The organism is Arthrobacter sp. Y3221159 (assembly GCF_059089885.1).
In genome coordinates this window covers 70829-89826 of sequence record NZ_JBNHFC010000011.1, presented here as the reverse complement: position 1 = coordinate 89826, position 18998 = coordinate 70829, and the positions used below count along the sequence as shown (strand labels likewise).

Annotated in this window: 11 protein-coding genes; 4 read left to right on the top strand and 7 right to left on the bottom strand. The window is 58.3% G+C overall.

Features of this window, described 5'->3' with window-relative positions:
• Positions 1-4 precede the first annotated feature (4 nt).
• From AC5RT3_RS12885 to AC5RT3_RS12855, 7 genes are all read right to left on the bottom strand, one after another.
• Positions 5-571 carry a recombinase family protein gene (locus AC5RT3_RS12885; RefSeq protein WP_494011291.1) on the bottom strand — a complete coding sequence of 189 codons (567 nt, stop codon included), beginning with the start codon at positions 569-571 and terminating at the stop codon, positions 5-7.
• Between the two features lie 921 nt (positions 572-1492).
• Entirely contained in the window at positions 1493-3160 is a 1668-nt protein-coding gene (locus AC5RT3_RS12880) for a hypothetical protein (protein ID WP_494124350.1), read from the bottom strand.
• A 134-nt stretch (positions 3161-3294) separates the two neighbouring features.
• Positions 3295-7920 (bottom strand): hypothetical protein, encoded by a 4626-nt coding sequence (locus AC5RT3_RS12875; RefSeq protein ID WP_494124349.1) that lies wholly within the window; start codon positions 7918-7920, stop codon positions 3295-3297.
• A gap of 1543 nt (positions 7921-9463) precedes the next feature.
• The gene (locus AC5RT3_RS12870; protein WP_494011289.1) at positions 9464-10273 is read right to left on the bottom strand and encodes a hypothetical protein; all 810 of its coding nucleotides are present in this window, start codon (positions 10271-10273) and stop codon (positions 9464-9466) included.
• A gap of 800 nt (positions 10274-11073) precedes the next feature.
• Complete coding sequence (locus AC5RT3_RS12865) at positions 11074-11922, bottom strand: TRADD-N-associated membrane domain-containing protein (protein ID WP_494011288.1); 849 nt, start codon at positions 11920-11922, stop codon at positions 11074-11076.
• Positions 11923-13377: 1455 nt separating this feature from the next.
• Complete coding sequence (locus AC5RT3_RS12860) at positions 13378-13902, bottom strand: DUF6119 family protein (RefSeq protein WP_494011287.1); 525 nt, start codon at positions 13900-13902, stop codon at positions 13378-13380.
• Positions 13903-14124: 222 nt separating this feature from the next.
• Complete coding sequence (locus tag AC5RT3_RS12855; RefSeq protein WP_494124348.1) at positions 14125-15066, bottom strand: LysR family transcriptional regulator; 942 nt, start codon at positions 15064-15066, stop codon at positions 14125-14127.
• Between the two features lie 122 nt (positions 15067-15188).
• Between AC5RT3_RS12855 and AC5RT3_RS12850 the strand changes: the two genes are divergently transcribed.
• The 4 genes from AC5RT3_RS12850 (at position 15189) to AC5RT3_RS12835 (ending at position 18800) form a co-directional block, all read left to right on the top strand.
• Positions 15189-16181: a DUF1852 domain-containing protein gene (locus AC5RT3_RS12850; protein ID WP_494011285.1), complete on the top strand. Its 993-nt coding sequence runs from the start codon at positions 15189-15191 to the stop codon at positions 16179-16181.
• Positions 16182-16201: 20 nt separating this feature from the next.
• On the top strand, positions 16202-17248 hold the full coding sequence (locus AC5RT3_RS12845; protein ID WP_494011284.1) for a methionine synthase: 1047 nt from the start codon (positions 16202-16204) through the stop codon (positions 17246-17248).
• 2 nt (positions 17249-17250) lie between these two features.
• Entirely contained in the window at positions 17251-17823 is a 573-nt protein-coding gene (locus tag AC5RT3_RS12840; protein WP_494011283.1) for a flavin reductase family protein, read from the top strand.
• 212 nt (positions 17824-18035) lie between these two features.
• Positions 18036-18800, top strand: coding sequence for a YoaK family protein (locus AC5RT3_RS12835; RefSeq protein ID WP_494011282.1), 765 nt, complete (start codon positions 18036-18038; stop codon positions 18798-18800).
• Positions 18801-18998 lie beyond the last annotated feature (198 nt).

Genomic DNA, 18998 nt, shown 5'->3' with positions numbered 1-18998 from the left:
ATCCTCACGCCAGCCTTGCATGGCGCAGGTACTGGTAGACAGTCTCCCTGCTGATTCCGTAGTCGCGGGCGAGAACGACTTTTGAAACCCCACTGCCGGCACGCTCGACTAGTTCGGCGGCACGTTCAGGTGAAAGTGTCTTCTTGCGTCCCTTGTAGGCTCCGCGCTGCTTGGCCAGGGCGATTCCCTCCCGTTGACGTTCCCGGATGAGGGAGCGTTCGAATTCTGCGAAAGCGCCCATAACCGAGAGCATGAGGTTGGCCATGGGGGAGTCCTCTCCAGTGAAGAGCAGGCTTTCTTTGATGAACTCGACGCGCACTCCTTTGCGGGTTAGCCCCTGGACGAGAGCACGGAGATCGTCCAGGTTCCGGGCAAGCCGGTCCATGCTGTGCACCACGACGATGTCCCCGTCGCGGGCGAATCGCAGCAGTTCGGTTAGTTGGGGTCGGGCGGAGTCCCTTCCGGAAGCTTTGTCCGTAAAGACCCGGTCCAGAATCTGGCCTTCGAGTTGGCGTTTCTCGTTCTGGTCCATCGTGCTGACCCGCACGTACCCGATCAACTGTCCGTTCACCGTATTCCAAACCTCGCCTGTGAGGTTGAGTTCTAGGCTTGTCTAACAACGAAGTCAAGACGTTTATGTGAACACCGACAAGATCGATCCGATGAGGGTGAATGATGCCGCTAGGACTTTTAGTCCACCTAAGGTTGCGGGCCGGTCTCGGTGCCGTCTGAAGCCGGTGCTGTCCGACACATATCGGAAATCTGATCGAGTAAACGGTGACAGCGGATGAGGGCGTTCTGAATGGACCGGTTGAGGGGTTCTGAATGCTGGAGTTCCTCCACGGCGTCGATTATGTTCGTGCGAATAGCCACGGGCTCACTTGAGATCTCGTTGTTTGCCGCTGGTCCAGCTACCTCAGGTGATTCAGTCGCTTCGGCCCCAACCGCCCCTGGGCCGGCAGTGTCCTCTGTACGATATCCGAGGCGACGCACCAGTTGCTCTAGAGTACGGACTGCATTGTCCTCCTCCGTTTTGGCCGCGTCCTTGCCGACCATGACCCAGGGCTCTTCACATGACATAGCGTCCCGAGCCGTAAGTGCGACGATAAGGCGGATCAATTGGCCGACCTCCCGATCTATGTCGCATGCGACCGGTAGGAGCGGGTAGGTTGACATGGCTTTTACACTCGGTTCTTGTTCCTCGAACGGGCGGTAGTACGCCCACGGGGCGGGATTCGGGTCTAGCCTTTCAATCGCCCGCAGAATGGGTCGCACGTGGGCGTAGGGCTCGCTCTTAAAGGGCGCCCCAGACTTGTGTTCCCAAAGGTTCAGGACGACCCCTCGCGTGGTTGCAAAAAGCTCCGTGTCGCGCGGATTTTCCTCGCATTGGTGGATCAGTTCAGCTAGGTGGTGCGACATCCAACGGCCGACGATGTCGCTGGGGTCCAGCGCGTCCGCCAAGTCGCGTCCAAGCTGCAGGACGGGGTCAGTGTCAGAACTCATGGGCATCTCCCGTTACGTCGATCAAAAAGTACTTCGTGTAAGGAGATGAGAGGCTGAGGCGTTCGTCGTAATCAGCCAGTTTTGAGCGGCTCCGCGAGGTTTCGTTCGAACGCCTTTGAATTTCAACTTCCAGGATGAGCCAACGATCGAGTTTTTCTAACATCCCGGTAAGCCAAGAACGGTCAAAGACCAGGGTCTGGCCAGAAGATCCGATGCTTTGCCTCTTATCGGAGTCGTCCCATGCGGTTGAGGTAACGGCAATGGTCTCCCCTTCACGCCAGAGGCGTAAGTCGGCGTCGGGGACCAGCGAGTCGAGGGGAGGAATGGAAGTCATAGGTCGGATGGGCGGGTACTCAATCGACTTGGCGTAGGGATCCTGGCGGTCACGCCCGTAGTCGTACCCGTGCGGTTTGATCCAGCCGGTGAGCTCGAATCCAGGGACCGTGGAGCTGTAAGTTTCATCCGTTGTGTCAGGAATTCTGTAGGCGTGTTTGTCCGGGGACGTTTGCAGTGCTCTGAGTAGAGCATGAGCGCTGCCTGGAGAAACGAGGGCTGAAGTGATGCTTACCCTTTCGTTTCGGGAGAAGTGGTCGACACTTCTATAACCCCATACCATGATTTGCGTTGGTGAGGGGAACAGTTCCTGCCTGAATCGGTCGACGCTTATTCGGTAAATCCAGTGCTCGTCATCCCTGTCGGTTTCAAGTCCCATAGGATCGTTCGAGTCGATTTGGGCGTTTGCCGGAGCGGGATCGCGCCGATCGGACAGCCAGCGCCCGTCATCGCGAGTGGGCATGTGCCATTTCAGGAACCTGGTGTATTCGGACTCACCAGTTTCCTCGTCTTCGTCATACCGTTGAACAACGGGTCGAGTCTGGAGAAGGGTACCCGCGACCTCACAGAGTCCCTGAATAGCGAGGTAGAAGTCCAGATCTTCCTCCTCGGGCCATTCTCCGTGACTGGAGTAATTGTCCCCGGGATAAAGCCTAAGTGCGTGGCGGCGGTCGTCCTCGGTGCGGCCCCTTGATGAAACCTCCCATTCATCGATCAACACTTTGGCGACAAGTCGTTCGACTGAATGGGCGTTAATGCCGAAGGCGTCGCCAAGGGGATCGCACCAGTACTGGCGGAAGTCGAAAAAGAACCTGAATCGTTCACCGTCGGCATCATCTTCTACGGCTTCGGACCTTGTCGCTTCTTCCTTTGGAGCGCCGGATTCGGAATCCACAGGACTGGTTGAACATTGGATCGACTCCCCGGTTGAGGAGGCATCAGCCTCGTTCTGTTGGGGGATCTCGCTGTGGGTTGTGACGTTTTCTAAGTCAGTCTCCCGGTCGTGCCGCCTTGTGCTGATGGGCCTGCCGGATTGTTCGATTTTCTGCTTCTCGCTGGAATCGAGGGTGATCAGACCGGCAGCGTGGAGTCGCAGCAAAGAGTCGCGGGCCAGTGGCGTGTTCACGGCGTGTGGCGTTCCGTTGACGGTCATTGTGAGTAGGTTCTGGCAAAGTGCCGCTGTAGTCAGGCCTGCGGCATCGACTGACGCGCGGTTGATGCCGAACAGCATCCACTGGTGTGCATGCTTGTCGTAAAAATCGAGCCTAGCGTCGAGGAAAGCATCGGGCCTTAGTCGTCCGCAGGCTAGGTCAAGCAGTCGCAATACAACACCTGTATGACCGAGCCTTAGAGCCATGTGGACGCTGTGAGCGGCCTGCCATCGAGTTTTTCCGGCGGGATCTCCGAGTGCGGTCCAGATTACTGCGGCTACGGCTGACTCTGCGTCCCAGGTTCCTGTCATGCCATTGGCGTGGTGTCCATCGTAGGAGTCAAGGGGGGCGGTGTGTCGTTGAAGTATGAAGACGCGGCGTCGAACAATTGGAGGGCCTTGTCAGTGGTGAGCCGGCGCCCGAGATGCGACGCCAGTGCATAGGCCTGATCGGCGGTGAAGGACTGCTCTTCCGCTAATGCGCGGCTCGCGATTTGCTCGTAGTTGGTGTCGTGACCGGTTAGGGAGCGGGCGTCCTCGTAGTCGAAAGTACGCCACGAGATCAGCAATATGTCTGGCGCAAATCGAGCGAGTTGGGTAACAAGAAGCTCATCAAGCGTTGCTTGGGTACCCATCGAAAGTGTCTGATCCTGCAACGACTCGAGAAGGCGGCAAAGGTCCCAGTAACTAACAGAGGGGCATGCCCCGAATGCGCGCAGGATGCTCGGTGAGGCGCCGGCGATGGTAGCAACGTAGTAAAAAAGGTCGTTACGGCTGCTTCCGTGGCCGGAAGAGGCAAGCGCCTCGGTCCATCCTTCGACCGTAGTCAGGTCGAAGTTCTCGAAGGCTTCATCTGGTCTCTTATCGGACTCATGATCGAAAGAGCGCCTGTCTTTAGTGGGGATAGAGGTCCACAGTAAAGTGGGATCAACCTTTTCGATGGCTGCTCGTGAGATGCCTGTCAGGCTGAGGAGTACGTCGAGGTCAGTGGGTGAAAGTGGCGTCGGCCGTAGAAATTGGAGATAAGCGATAACGGCGGACGTTGAGTCTGGCGTCTGCGTAGCAAGCGCCGAGGCTAGCACCTCGCAGTCTGGGAAGTTATCTCCGAGAGGGAGCAGGGCGAGAGCGGCGTTCGGATCATTTTTCAACAGTAAATCCGGGCTGGTTAAGACGCTGTTGGCCAAGTCCCGGATGGGGGAGATGCGGCGGTCCCTCCATCGCGATCCGGCCGCAAGCGCTTCAGGCACTGAGAGGCGGCCCGCGGCGGCAAGCACGTCAGGGTGCTGCAAATGATCCCCGAGGTAAGGTTCGAGGCTCTCGGCTACTTGGCATAGCCGGTACGCTCTGCCGGGGTGATTGGTCGTGCCTTGCCCCGCGTGGTTGGCAATGGCCAAGAACGTCTCCCAGCGACTCCAGGCGTCATCGCCGATGGCATTCGTGATGTCCATGGCTGCTTGGAAATGGACAACTGCTTCGTCTGGGGATATTCGGTACGTGGCGCGGGCCAGCTTAACGAAATCGGCCGCAAGTTCGGCTGCATCCTCGCGTGCATTCGCGGTGTGCTGGTGGCAGCGCTTCGCAAGCTCGGAGGAAAGTCTGTGGACTGACGGGTTCGTGGCTGTTTGTCGGATAACGTTCATTAGAGTTCGCCGGGCGATTACATCGTCATTTTCAGCTTGGAACTTGAGCAGCGCCGTCTGATCGGCGATCTCGGGAAAACGGGCAAAGGCGCGCCCTAGGAGGATCAAGACGCAGTTGATCTTGGTCCCATCGACCCGTTCCTGCCGCCATTCGGGTGGTGCTTGCCGTAAAAATTCGGAGACCTGTTGGGAGAAGGCGGCTTTGGTTACGGCGCTGGGATTGTGTATGAGATCCAGCCACGCTACGGCCCAGGATACGAGTGGCTCAACGTTTTCGCGGTAGCTACGCAGTTCGTGGGACGACTCATACTTCTCGCGTTCTCTGGCTTTTCGGATTCGCGGACCTTGGATATCTAGGGGATCGATGGAACGACCCTCAAGGCCGGCACATAGGGCGAGCCCGAGGATTGGATACCATATGTCCGAGTCGTACCAGGAACCGGTCAGGTGACCGAGGTCGTCAGGGAGGTATAGGCGCAAGATTTTGGCGGCTTCGGCAGGACTGAGAATCTTGTGCACTACGGCCTGGTTGATCAGCCAGGTAGCGGCGGTTAGACCGTTGTGGAGCGGGTCTCCGGACCGCGTGTATCGGTAATGGTCGTTGTGGCTGCTGAATTGGGAAGTTCTCTTCCCTTTGAGGATAGGTCGAAGGAGGTGCGCCACAATTTCTGCGTCCATCTCCAAGTCACGTTCTGCGGAGGCGTGGGCGATGGCGAGCTTTAGGTACCGACCCTTCGCAGAGCGGGCCAATTCGAAAAAGTCAGAAAGTCTTCCTGCATCAAGAAGACGACGGGCAATCCTTATACCCACGTCGAAAGCCAGGGTCGGTGGACGCCAGCTTCGAAGAAACCGAATACAGGCGGCGGGTCCATCAGTGTTCAGTAGTCCCCAGGCTACTTGGAGGAAATCCAAGTCATTCAAATTCGACGGGGTGCCATTTCGCCGTGCTTGGCTTGTCCATGCGTACATCCAAGAGGTCGCGCTTCGGAGTCGGTTCCGAGCCTGGTCCGTCTGCCCTGCGGCGCCTGACAGCAATGCGCCTTCAATCGGAAGGTTAGAGTTTGGCCAGTCGGCCTTGATGCTCCGGGTAGCAATAAGCTGCTCGAGCACGCTTGGGTCCAGGAAGTTTGGGGCCAGGTCCGTATTCTCCCGGATCAGATCAAGGCGGCGGGTGCGACCGGCAGTCAAAGCTCCCAAGTGCAATGCGAGTTGCGCAGCTTCATATTCACGGTCCGCCCGCAGCGCCGCTGTCAAAGCGAATTGTGTGCGCTGTTGTGCTATCTCCCGACGTTGTACCTCATTCCGCTGGGAACTTGGGAGCGCGTTGTCAGGAAGCGACTCGTCGGACAGCGCCAGCTGAACAAGGTCATCGAACCGGTTGGCCTCGAATAGCAGTGCGGGCAACGAGGCCGCGACGTAGGCATCCTGGTCAGCGAAGGGAGAAAGTCGCTGTATGAAGATATCCAGGTTCGGTCCCACGGGACGGTAGCGGTCCCGGAACCAGGTTTCAGTAGGCTCATCTCGGAACTGCACGGTATCACCGTCAATAAGGAGCGGGCGCCCCAGATCCGAAATAAAGCTGAGCACGACGGAAGGATGGACGTTGGCCAAATCGGCCAGCACTCGAACGGGGATCATCGGGCGCAGGGCGGCGAGGCCTACGCAGATTGCATCAATTTCTGGTGCAGATCGGTGCTGTCGGTCGCGGATCTCCGCAACTTGCCGCTCGATGAAGGTATCAAGTGCCTGTCCAGGTGAGCTGGGGTTTGGCGCCAGCCATGCCAGTGCTTCCTTGAAATCGTTGGTAGCGCCCAAGACGGCGGCTTGCACTCTGGGGTTATGGCTCGTCCTGGCGTGGAACTCGGAGACATCGGCAGTCGATACTTCCGGATAGATCGTTTTCACATGGGAGCAAGTCTCGGCTAAGTCGAAGCCTGCAAGCGGGATGTCTTGGTAGTCGGCGGGAAGCCCCAGTCGGTCGATGCGTTCGGTGCGGCACGTCAGGACGAGCCGGACATTGGGGGGAAGCGGCTCGCGAAGAAGACCGCGGACAAAGGAGTGTTCCCCCATCTCATCGGCAATCATGGCGGCATTGTCGGCAGCGTCGACGACGATTGTAAGCAGTGCATCCGGGTCTGTGGTTGCCACCGTTTCGGCTGCTTTGCTAAGTCTGCGCATGAAGGCGAGGGCGTAGTCCGCTTCATCAGCGGTTGAAGATGGGATAAGGGGATCGCATAAAGCACGTCCGGCGAGCTCGTTAACAAGCTGAACGAAGCCCTGTTTGGGGCGGTGACGCGGTGCGCTCGGACGCCTATAGGAACCATTGCCGAAGCAGTCAAATACAACCGTTATGGAACCGTCCGGCAAATGGCGCTCCAGAACGCCGGCGAGGACGCTTTTGCCCACCCCTCCAGGGCCGTGAACAAGTGTTGGTGCGGTGCGAAACCTCTGGATCTTCTCAGCGATTTGGGCAAATTGGCGCCTGATGATCGGGTTCGTTGGAGGCTCAATTAAATTGGGCGCCGGAAGCAGTTGGTCCTCGGACGTTTTCAGGGAGGCCAACACATCTGTGCGGCGAACCATGGGATTATCCCCGGATATCGAAGTCGCCCGGCTGGAAATCATTTCCCGCAGCAGGAGGGCTTGTTCGCCCGGCGCTCCAGGGAGCAGATCTGCGACCTCCAGATCAAGGAGGTGGCGGAGCTTGAGAAGAGAGGGTGCGCGTTCATCGACGACAAGTCGCTGGCAGAGAACCGACAGGTCGCCCTCGGTAATGATGTTCTTGACCCGCTCCCGGATACCTTTGGTCGCCGATGACGGGACTCCGGTTCGGAGGTCGTCGAGCGCCTCGATGGCGGATACTGCGGGAGGTCGGTTGCTAACGAATTCGAAGCGGACACGGTCCAGCACTTCTGGGTGGCTGGTCGCTAACGCCCGGTATTTGCGGGCGAAACCGATCAAAGTCTTTGTCAGGAAAGACAGCGTCCACGGTGAGTCTGCGTAGCGAGTGGAGTGTTTGAACTGGCGATAAACGACCCGATCAGTCTGGGTAATGTCGCTCGAGCCCCAGTACTCCGCTAGGTCGATGACCTCGTCTCCGGTACCGACAGCCGCCTCATTACTGAGGCTGTCCGATTGGGACGAGGGCGGCTGCTCGCTGGGATCAACTGCTTCGACAAATAGCGAATGAAGACCGGAGCCTTTGTCGAGGAGTCGCAGCGACTGACGCGCTGCCCACGTGTAGTGGAACTGATCACCGTCACGACTAGGACGGAGAAGATCGGGTTCGGTCATGCCGAGAACTTCGCGCACCTAAACGGGTGTGTAGCTTGCAACTGTGCTGGGTCGAGCTGCCCCGGCACTAAACTCTCCGCGACGAGGATCGGCTCAGGCCCTCTCGTAACGTCCAAGCTAAAGTCCAGCAAAACCGCCGCCACTGACGTGCCCCCTGTTGTCCACCTCGTCTTGTCCTACAGGTCATAATGATGCCATCCCGAGGGATCGGTGAAGTCCCGGGGTGAAGGATTGGCACGGGAAACGTTCGGACGGGGCTTTGGGGAACTATTACCTGGGTGACCAATCCACCAACACGTGCAACGTCAGAATTGGAGTTGATTGACGTTACCGATAGAACCTATTTCAGCCCTACCGTTTACTGTCGCGCCCTCAGGCTATCCTCCAGTTCATGACCTGGGATCCAGTAATTGCAGAAGTTTCACCTTGGGTGGCACATGGGAGTGGGAAGTGGCCACAGGTGTCGTCGTCGCCGTCGTGTGTGCCGCGGCGCAACTGTTGTGTCGGGCCATAAGGAGAATCTGTTCCACTCCAGAGCGGATGCTGATAAGTACCTTGAATCTCATTGGTCGAAAGACCAAGTCCGGGTCACATTTCCTTCTTCAAACGTCGCTGCACAGTGCGATTTGGTTTCTGGAGCAACCTCCCCTGAGCGCCGGGGGAGTGCCTTTTCCGGCCCCTTCCGACCTCAGCTTTACATAACGCCGGCTATCGGCGCGATAAAAACAGGCTTAGAGCAGGATCTACCGCGGCCTGGTCAACTCGGTTCCGCCTGGGGGAGTGGTTGCCTTCCATGAGGCGAAACAGCGCTACGGAGTGGGCACTGCCGACAAGGAGATCGTCGGCAGCAGTGGCTAAGAACAAACCATAGCCGTTAGCCGGGCGGCGTGGTTAGCTGATGCCAGTCATGCCCTGAGTAATCACCGTATTCAAGGCATCAACGACTCTCTGGACTGTTAGCGGCAAGCTCCAAGAGCTTCTGTCCCAAGGCCTTCACAACAGAAGGTTGCGGTGCCGGTGACGTGCTCTCGGTCATGGGAACCTTCGCCCAATTCGAACGTTGCCTCATCAGCAGCCGAGAAACGGTATACCGATAAATCCGCCTCGCGAACGGTCTCTATCCAAAGCCTCATTGAGCGACGGCAATGGAGCCATTTGTAAAATCGACGCATACGCAAAGCTGCCAAGCACCTAGGCCGGCCCGCCGGTGCCACAGTCATCGATGGGTACGACCCAAATTCCGCGTATTCTCAAGGAAGTCAGGGACCTCTTTGCGGATCCCAGGGATCGGGGCGATTGATTCAGCTGATGCGATACGCAAAGTACAGCTTTGTATTATCGGCTCGGCGAAACGCCCAGGGAGAGGTGTCAGCAATCAGCTGCGCCGGTACGTCACTGACTGGAATGGCATGCAGTCTTTTTTTACACTACTTTTCCAGTCAGCTAAGGGCAGTAGCGCACCTAGCGGATCGGACCATAATGAAGTCCTTTCCGGCAACTGGTGATCGCAGTTGGCTTTCGTGGTCTCCGGGTTGTCTGAAGGCTACACCTCCAAAAGGACAGCCCACTTCAGCGCTTGTTCAGCGGGTTCCGCGCCAGGTCGTACCCCCTCATCAGTACTATTTGTGAACTGTTTGTAGACTGCCCGAATTACCTCGGCTAGGTCGGGCCAACTCCGCACATCGTCGAGCGCTTCTCGTAGTGGGCGGCGGCGGGCGAGATAATAGAGTGCTCGCGCGGTCCCCACAGACTTGGTGAGCTGAGTGTTGGAGCTATCAGGTTTTCCTGCACTTTTTAGGATGACTGGGATGATGTCTGCACTGCTCTCGCTAATGAGGTCTCTGATCTTGTCGGAGGCTCTCGTGTACTCGCCATAGCTGTTTACATCCATTGCCTCGAATCGGGGTAGCAACTTACCGACCTTATTGTTTCGAAAGCCCAGCACCTGGAGTTCGGCTGACGTATTAATCATGCCAAGTTGCGCCTGAGCCGCGACCATCGGCAACGTTAGCTTGCCCTCGACTTTGCCTGACCAGACGGTGACCACGAGGCGGATAGACACTCCCCATTGCCGCACGATAGGTCCATCGGTGCGCTCTGTGTACCGAGCGATGTCACGGATTACTACTCTCCGTGAAAAGCTCGCGTCGACATCCGCGACGGGCAGATTCGCGCTCACGGCCGCGTCGAAGGTGAGTTGGTCGTCGCGGACTCGCCAGCTATCAAGGTCGCTTTCAGACGGTGTCAACGGATCGGACTCAAGCTTCTCCGCCTGCTCCAAAGCCTCCTCCGTCAAATTTCTGTCGCGCGAGAGGACAAGCACCGAATCCGAAGCAGCGTAATCAAACATCATGACCACCAGCCCTTTAGACAATTAGCCGGTCGTCGGTGACGCGGCTTATGGAATATCGTGGAGTGGCCGACCTCGCGAGTCAATAGCGCAGTTGACACCCACTTCTCAGCGTTGCCTTCGAGCCTCCAGCGGTTGGGACTCCAGATGCGCCGAGGTTTCCCGCCCGGTTTCGCCGCGGCGGCGATGAGGCGCTGAAGCACGACAGCCGTCATAAGAGGCGCCGGAAGCCTTCAGGGAAGCCATTTCCCGCAGGCTGTATATAAGGCCGTTTATTCAGCGGACTGGGTCGAATGACGCGGGAGAGTGCCAATGGTCAGTATTGAAGAACGAATATTTTAGGCTCCCAGCAAGTTCTGAGGCAGCGAGGGGCATATTGTACCGAAGCTCCGATCAACCGCTATTGATCGGAGCTTCACCGCTGTCGCCCAAGAGCGATAGTCCTGGCCTGCCTGCCGGTTTATGTTGCTCCTTTTACAGTCCTCTAGACCGAGCGCGAAGGCCAGGGCCAGGCTCGCTTGGAATACGGATACTGGGCATCGGGTCTGCAGAGAGCATCGCTCTAGTGCTCAACGATGCTGCAGCGCCGCATTCAGCAATTCGTCACTTAGGCTGAGACCCTAATGAGGCAATAGCTGCCCGGATTTATGGGGCAAACCGTATGAGCAGGATTCGACTCGTCCTCAGCCACGCAAGGGTAACTTTCCCGAAGCTGCTACGGGACTATGCCGGGGAGGTGGCCTGTAGGCGCATGGCAAGTGGCCACGGCCCGTTGCGTCCACGGTGCCGCTGCACGCTGCTTGTTAGGGATTAGGCTCATCCCTAGGAGTTCCATCGTTGCCAAGTGGTGTCATCATGCTCTTAACTATGGCGCTAACTGCCTCAGCCCGCTGTTCTGGTTGCAAGCTCTGCAGGAGCCGTTCCGCGCCGAGCAGTCTGGCCGACTCAACCGGCTGAAGGAAGAATTGGCTCAGTTGCTTAGACGCCTGGGCTTGCGTCTTCATGAAGGTGGCACCGATGTAGCCACTCATGGCAGCACCGGCTACGCCAACAACGCTTGCTGCAATTGCAGCGGTTCCATCAGCAAATGATGCCATCACGCCGAGGACGATAACAGCTCCAAATCCGGAGATTGCAGCAACTATGCTAACTCGGAAGCTTTGTTCTGCCTGACTGGTTGCTATGTCATGGTAATAGTTGATCCGGGTCTGAGTGGCCGCCCAGAGGCTTGGTAGGTCTAGCTGCCCATCTGTTGCCTTAGCTGCCACTTCTTTGTCTTCTTCTGCGAGTTCATTTGCTTGTCCGAGCAAATACCGGTCTCTGAAGACGCGCCTTTTTGCAAGGTGAACCCATTGAGCGCTGACAGCTGCGCACACCGCGATCGTGAGCGTAGCGAGCATAGAAAAAGTTCCTGTTCCCCTGGGCATCTGGTCACCCATGTAAAGAACGTAGAGAAAGATTGTGGCCAGCAGGAACACTGCGACAAACACCAACAAGACATTGCGGACTTTACGGTACTGCTTGTGCTCTTTTGACTCCACCCAGCTAAGGCGGTAATGCGCTGCTCCCATTCCATAGGGAAAAATATCTGTACCCGCAGGCACTTCGATAGGCGAGGCCCCTACTGGAGTCCGGTTATCTTTTTGACTCATGCTTCCAACCTGCCTTCGTCCCGAGGCCTACACGCACTGCCTTTGTATCTGCTGTTATTGCATCGGTCAATGCGATGGCAAAAGAGGCCGAGGTGCTCCGTCTCGTTAGGCGCCTCGGGAGTATCGGCTCATCGAGGCTGGTGGGGGTCCGTCGGATCCGCATTGAACGCGATTTGCTCGACGCTAACTGACAAATGGTCGAGGCCCGGGAGTGCTGAACATCTCGCAGAAATTTTGTCCCAAGAACCGTATTCGGCACCTGAATCACCTACACCAAGAGGGTCTGGAACCGTCGGCCCGGGTGATTACTACTCCGGAAATCCCGGTGAGCCGTGCTGATGGGGAAGTCCATCGACGTAGCGGCCCACTAAGGAATCCTTTTGCAGGACGCGTTAAGAAATGCTGAGCACCACCCATACAGATTATTGCCGGGCGCGGTCCCGTACCTCGGCATCACGGTTGCCGAGGACCGTCCGCAACTCTTTCTAGAATCCACGAGGGGTTAGATGCCCAATGGCTGTGCCCGCACAACAAAGCCGCAGGTCAGCGGCACAAGCAGCATATTGTTGTTAGTAACAGGTGTTATGACGATCGCCACGGGGCAGCTGGTGACTGAACTAGAAGTTGGGGACATGTGACTCGTGTATGGAGCAGTTCTCCCTGCCTTGCTACACGCAAAGCGACCACGGAGGCTTCCTGCGCCTGAATGGACGCCCGGGGTCACGATCGAAGCTGACGACATCGAATCAATGATCACCGCCGTCACTGCTGCATCCTCCCAAGGCAAGCGGCCGTTACTGGTGCATATCGGACCACTTGAGCGAATCACCCCGGAGGCAAAGCAGCTGCCTATCGATGACACCTGCTCCGCTCGCACCGCGGTCGTAGGCGTCGATGACGTCGGCAGGGTGATTACCGCTTTTAACTACAGGTCCACCACACCCAGCAGGTACTTCACGAAGAGGCCGACGCGGTCGCCTGGCTTACGGATGACATCCCTACAGATGATGCCTCCGGCCGCCGAGCCTGACCGGACTCAGCGGGCGAAGACAGGACGCGCGGACGTTAGACCGGAAACAGCAAGGGGCTCCTTTGCAGCTAGCTTTACATAATCTTTATTATCGGCGTTAGAGTGGGACGAGTAGAAGTAGGGGACCCGTCCCAGTCAATCTTTTAGTGTTTGCGCAGTTGAACAAACGCAGTCATAACTCGGCCGATACATCTCATCAGAGCGTGATAACTGTCACCGGAGTTTTGTGAGGCCTGCGGTTTCAACCCCGCCGATGCCTTCCATAGATCAAGGACCCTCTAGAGCCAGGTCGCAAGGCATCCCTGGTGATGCGAAAATTTCGCTTCATCCTACATGGGGCGTTCTGGTTCAGGCGGCAGCACTAACCCTCGATGCTGAAACACCGAAACCTAGGTTCAACAATTGTTGTCCGTTCTGCATGAGGTTCAGTTTGCTAAAGAATGGCAGCCAATCGGTCCCCGAGCGCTAGAGTTTGCTATTACCACGTAGGAAACGGAGTACTTACATCGGTCGACAGATTGACTGCCGTCCGGAACCACGCTCAGCCACCGCAGTGTGTGCGGATGTTCTGTCTCATTTTCGATGATGCAACGGATCTCATCCCTGAAACTCCCGTCTGCAACGAAAATTGTAGCCGACACTGTGCCTTGAGCGAACAGACGGCTCAGGGTCGATGAGCGCGATTTTCTCTTGACGTGGATGAACTCGCCGTTGGACGCCAAAACATCGCAAACCTCAATTCCGCTTGTGGCACCCCCAGGCCTCTTGATTTTTGCATTCAAAAGCAGAAGTTCATCCGGTGCCGTAGATGCCACGCGTGAGTTGTAGTCACCTTCAACTTCATCATTTCGTGAGGCGATGAGCGACGTAATGGAAGGTTTCAGCGAAGCCGCAAACTGATCAACTTTGGTGACCAGAGAATCGCGCCAACATCCCAGTTTGCGGCTCAATGGCCTCCACAGGTGGCGGCCAGTACGGCACCGCGGCCTTACAAGCCCTGCGTGATGTCCCCGGGCTGGATCGTCACCACCTGGAACAGGCCGGTTTCCTCGCTGGCGTCCGCCCCGGCCATGCCAACGACGGCGACGGGCATGTGCGATACCAGCAACCCGCTCGGCTGCAACAAACACGTCCAATCACCGAAGGGGTAAAGACCGCCCGCTCAACTGCAGTCAGTCGAGTAGCGCTACGCCGAACTCAGCGACGACGGCCCGCAATTCCCTGAGGTAGCGCTGCGCTTGGTTGGTAAGCGGAATCGCGGCGTGGCCGATCCAGCCGATCTCGATGCGTTCGTCAACGTCGAGCGGGATGGCGACGATCTCCGGGTCGAGCTGCCCGCTGATGATGCCCGTCGAGATCGTGTAGCCGTGGAGCCCGATCATGAGGTTGAAGATCGTCGCACGGTCAGAGACCCGGATCTCCTGCTTACTGGACAAGGTGGAGAGAATCTCCTCGGCGAAGTAAAAAGAGTTGTTCGCACCTTGATCGAAGGTTAGCCGCGGCAAGCCGGCGAGATCGGCGAGAGTCGCACGCTCTTTTGAGGCGAGCGGGTTGTTCCGTGAAATGAAAATGTGCGGTTCGGCGAGGAAAAGCGGAGTGAACGCGAGCCCGGATTCCCGGAGTAGCTTGTCGATGATCTTCCGGTTGAAATCGTTCCGGTAGAGGATGCCTATCTCGCTGCGGAGCGTCCGGACATCCTCGATGATGTCCCAGGTGCGGGACTCACGCAGCGAGAACTCGTATTCGGCCACCTCAGTGGCCTTGACCATCCGGACGAAGGCGTCCACCGCGAACGAGTAGTGCTGCGTTGACACCCCGAGCAGACGTCGCGTCGGTGGCCTACCAAGGTAGCGCTGCTCGAGGAGAGCGAACTGCTCGACGACCTGCCTCGCATAGCCGAGGAACTCTACCCCGTCGGCGGTGAGGGTGACCCCGCGGGCGGAGCGAACCAGGAGCGCACGGCCCAGCCGGGCCTCAAGGTCCTTCATCGCTGCGGACATTGTCGGCTGCGCTACGTAGAGAAGATCGGCAGCCGCGGAGATCGACCCCTCAGCTGCAACTTCTATGAAGTAGCGGAGCTGCTGCAGGGTCAGTCCGCTCGAAAGCTGTGGCATAGGAAAATTCTATATGAGTGCATAGAAACCCCTGGTTACTCGATACCCCCGGAAGGCTGCAACATGGATACATCCCCTTCTGAAAGGCCGTCTCCGGCCCATCATCAACGGATTGGCAGCGCATGGCGGACGACTTCACCTTCAGCATCACCACGACCCGCTTCAACGAGGACTACTCCCCGTCGGAAGGCTCCCGGATCACGACGAATTTCGCCAACCTGGCACGGGGCGAGCACCGCCAGGAGAACCTCCGCAACGCCTTGACCATGATGCGGCGGCGCTTCAACGATCTCGCAGGCTGGGACAACCCAGACCGGGACCGTTACACGCTCGAGCTTGAGATCGTCTCCGTGCAGATACAGTTCACTGCGGATGGCACGGATCAGCAGTTCCCGCTGTTCGAGGTTCTCGACATCCAGATCGTCGACCAGCTGAACGGGGTCCGCCACCACGGGATCGTCGGGAACAACTTCTCCTCCTACGTCCGTGACTTCGACTTCAGCGTCGTACTGCCAGCGGCAGCAGGGGACTCAGGCAAGCCCACCGTTCCCGAGGACTTCGGCGATCTTCACGGCAAACTGTTCCAGCACTTCCTCGATTCCCCGGAATGCCAGGAACGCTTCCCGCAGCCGCCAGTGGTGTGCATCAGCGTCTCCACGAGCAAGACGTACCGGCGAACGGGGAACCGTCATCCGGTCCTGGGCGTCGAGTACCAGCAGGACGAGTTCTCGCTGACGGACGGGTACTTCGGAAAGATGGGGCTGCAGGTTCGCTACTTCATGCCACGCGGCAGCGTTGCGCCGCTCGCCTTCTATTTCCGCGGCGACCTGCTCAACGACTACTCCAACCTGCAGCTCATCGGCACGATCAGCACCATGGAGACGTTCCAGAAGATCTACCGCCCGGAGATCTACAACGCGAACTCCGCCGCCGGCCCCGTCTACCAGCCGAGCCTGGGAGAGCAGGATTACTCGCGGACCCAGATCGCTTACGACCGCGTCGAGCGCAGTCAGCTCGCGATCACGCAGGCGAAGTACACGGAGGAGCACTTCATCACGCCCCACAAGGATCTGTTGGACCAGTGGACCGCCAACTACCCCGCTCTCGTCAACTGACCCACGGAGAATCGTCAATCATGAACACACTTTTGCCCACCACCGTTGTCGGAAGCCTGCCGAAACCTTCGTGGCTCGCACAGCCGGAGACTCTTTGGTCCCCTTGGAAGCTGGAGGGAGATGCGCTGATCGAGGGCAAGCAGGATGCTCTGCGCATCGCCATCCACGAGCAGAGCCGACGCGGCATCGACATCGTCAGCGACGGCGAGCAAACCCGCCAGCACTTCGTCACGACCTTCATCGAGCATCTCAGCGGGGTCGACTTTGAACAGCGCAAGACCGTGCGCATCCGCGATCGCTACGACGCGAGCGTGCCGACCGTCGTCGGAGCGGTGCGCCGCGAGCGGCCGGTATTCGTCGGAGACGCGAAGTTCCTCCGCGCAGCCACCGACCGGCCGATCAAATGGACTCTTCCCGGTCCAATGACGATGGTGGACACGCTCTACGATGACCACTACAAGAGCCGCGAGAAGCTGGCCTGGGAGTTCGCCACGATCCTGAACCAGGAGGCGAAAGAACTAGAGGCGGCCGGCGTGGACATCATCCAGTTCGACGAGCCCGCGTTCAATGTCTTCCTCGATGAGGTCAAGGACTGGGGCGTGGCTGCGCTTGAGAGAGCGGCAGAAGGGCTGCGTGCGGAGACCGCCGTGCATATCTGCTACGGCTACGGGATCAAGGCGAATACTGACTGGAAGGCGACGCTCGGCTCACAGTGGCGGCAGTACGAGGAATCGTTCCCGCTGCTGCAGAGCTCCAGCATCGATATCATCTCGCTGGAATGCCAGAACTCCCACGTGCCCATGGACCTCATCGAGCTCCTCCGCGGCAAGAAAGTCATGCTCGGGGCAATCGACGTCGCAAGCGAGACCATCGAGACCCCGGAGGACGTCGCCAACACCCTCCGCAAGGCCCTGCAGTTCGTTGATGCGGACAAGCTCATACCCAGCTCTAACTGCGGCATGGCACCGTTCCCCCGGGACGTCGCACTGGCCAAGCTGAGTGCTCTCAGCGCAGGGACGAACATCATTCGCGAGGAACTTGACCGCTCCGCACCCAGGGTGTCATAGCGATGTTTCACGCCTACCCCGCAGACACTTGGCTCGAAGCTCCGAAGCAAAGCTTCCCGCCCTCCCTCTCGGCCGACGAATTCAAGGCACTGTTCCGTGGCCACCCAGGAGGAGTCGCCGTCATCACGGCGGATGCCGGCGAAGGACCGGTGGCACTGACGGTATCGTCGGTCGTGTCAGTGAGTGTGGAACCTCCGTTGCTGATTTTCTCGGTCTCGGCACTGTCCTCTGCGTCCGAGGTGCTTTCGCGCGCCGAAACCGTCGTCGTGCACCTGCTGGACGCGCACGACGTCCACTTGGCGAAGTTTGGAGCGACCCCCGGCGCCGACCGCTTTGACCAGACGCACCGCTGGTCGGCCCTTGCAACCGGCGAAGCGGTGTATGACGATGTCCGCGCCTGGGTGCGCTGCGCCGTCATCAATCGCACGGAGATGGGGACCTCCACAATCATCGCCGTTCACGCCCTAGAGTCCCGCGTGATGCGTGACGTCCAAGCGGGCGAACCCGGCGACGCTCTGGTCTACCACAACCGTTCATGGCACCGTCTGGGCGAAGATTCCAAGCTTGAAGGCTGAGCGCCGCGCCAAAAATGCCAGGCAGCAAGCCGAACGGCTCACGACGGCGGGTGCACAACTGCCGCCGTCGTCCTCGTCAACATCGGAGCGTCCATCGACTTCCTGAATGGCTCGGATGCAACCCTGTTCTACACGCATGCGACGCTTCGGTTAACGACGGTCACACCTCCCGCCAGGCTGCAGCCCTTCAGAATCATTCAGGAGATTCAAAAATGACCACATCCCCATATACCCCATCTGCCGCACCCAATGCCGGACTTGGTAATCAAGCAGACGAAGCACAGGTCCTGGCCGAGAAGCGCTGGAATGTGCAGTTGCTTGGGCTACTAATGGTCCTGACTTTTGGGACTGGGATCGTCGATGCAGTCGGTTATCTCGCCCTTGACCACGTCTTCATCGGAAACATGACGGGGAACGTGGTGATACTGGGCATGGCCATGGCGGGAGCAGATGGCCTTCCAGTGCTAGGTCCTCTGACAGCGATGGTGTGTTTCTCAATCGGCGCCGCGGTGACCGGGCTGGTACTGAGAAAACGATCTGCGGAATGGCGCCTGCCAATCACGGTGCTGCTGCTTGTCGCAGGGCTCCTTCTTTGCTCCGTCGGGGCCCTAGCCTCCCTGGTCGATAATAACCTCACCACCGACGTCCGAGTGATCATCTCTTCATTGGCGGCAGCTGCTATGGGAATTCAGGCATGTGTAGCCCGAAAGCTCGCGGTCCGGGAAATGACAACCGTGGTCGTCACCTCCACCTTAACCGCGTTGTCGGGTGAGCTTTTCCTCGTAACGGGGCACAAGGGATTGCTGAACAGGAGAAGTGCTGCGATTGTTGTGCTTCTTCTTGGGGCGGCTCTTGGCGCGCTGCTTGCCGGCGCCGGAGCCGGCCCTGCTTTGATCGTTTCCGGAGCCCTGATAGTTGTTGTGGCATTGCTGGGGCAATGGGGAGCCCGGATTCATCGTTCCCGTCTATCTACCTGAGCGGAGGCGCCGAAGAGGCAAAGAACGGGTGGCCTCCCCCAAGCGAAGCCAGTAGCCTCTGGTAAGGGTAAGTCGAAGCGTATTCGACTGCGACCTTTCCTGCCTTTTGAATCACTGTTGGGGCCTCGTTTGGTCGAGCCCACACCGTTACCGCCTGAACTCGTTAAGTCCGGAAACCTGGCAGACGGGCGGAATATC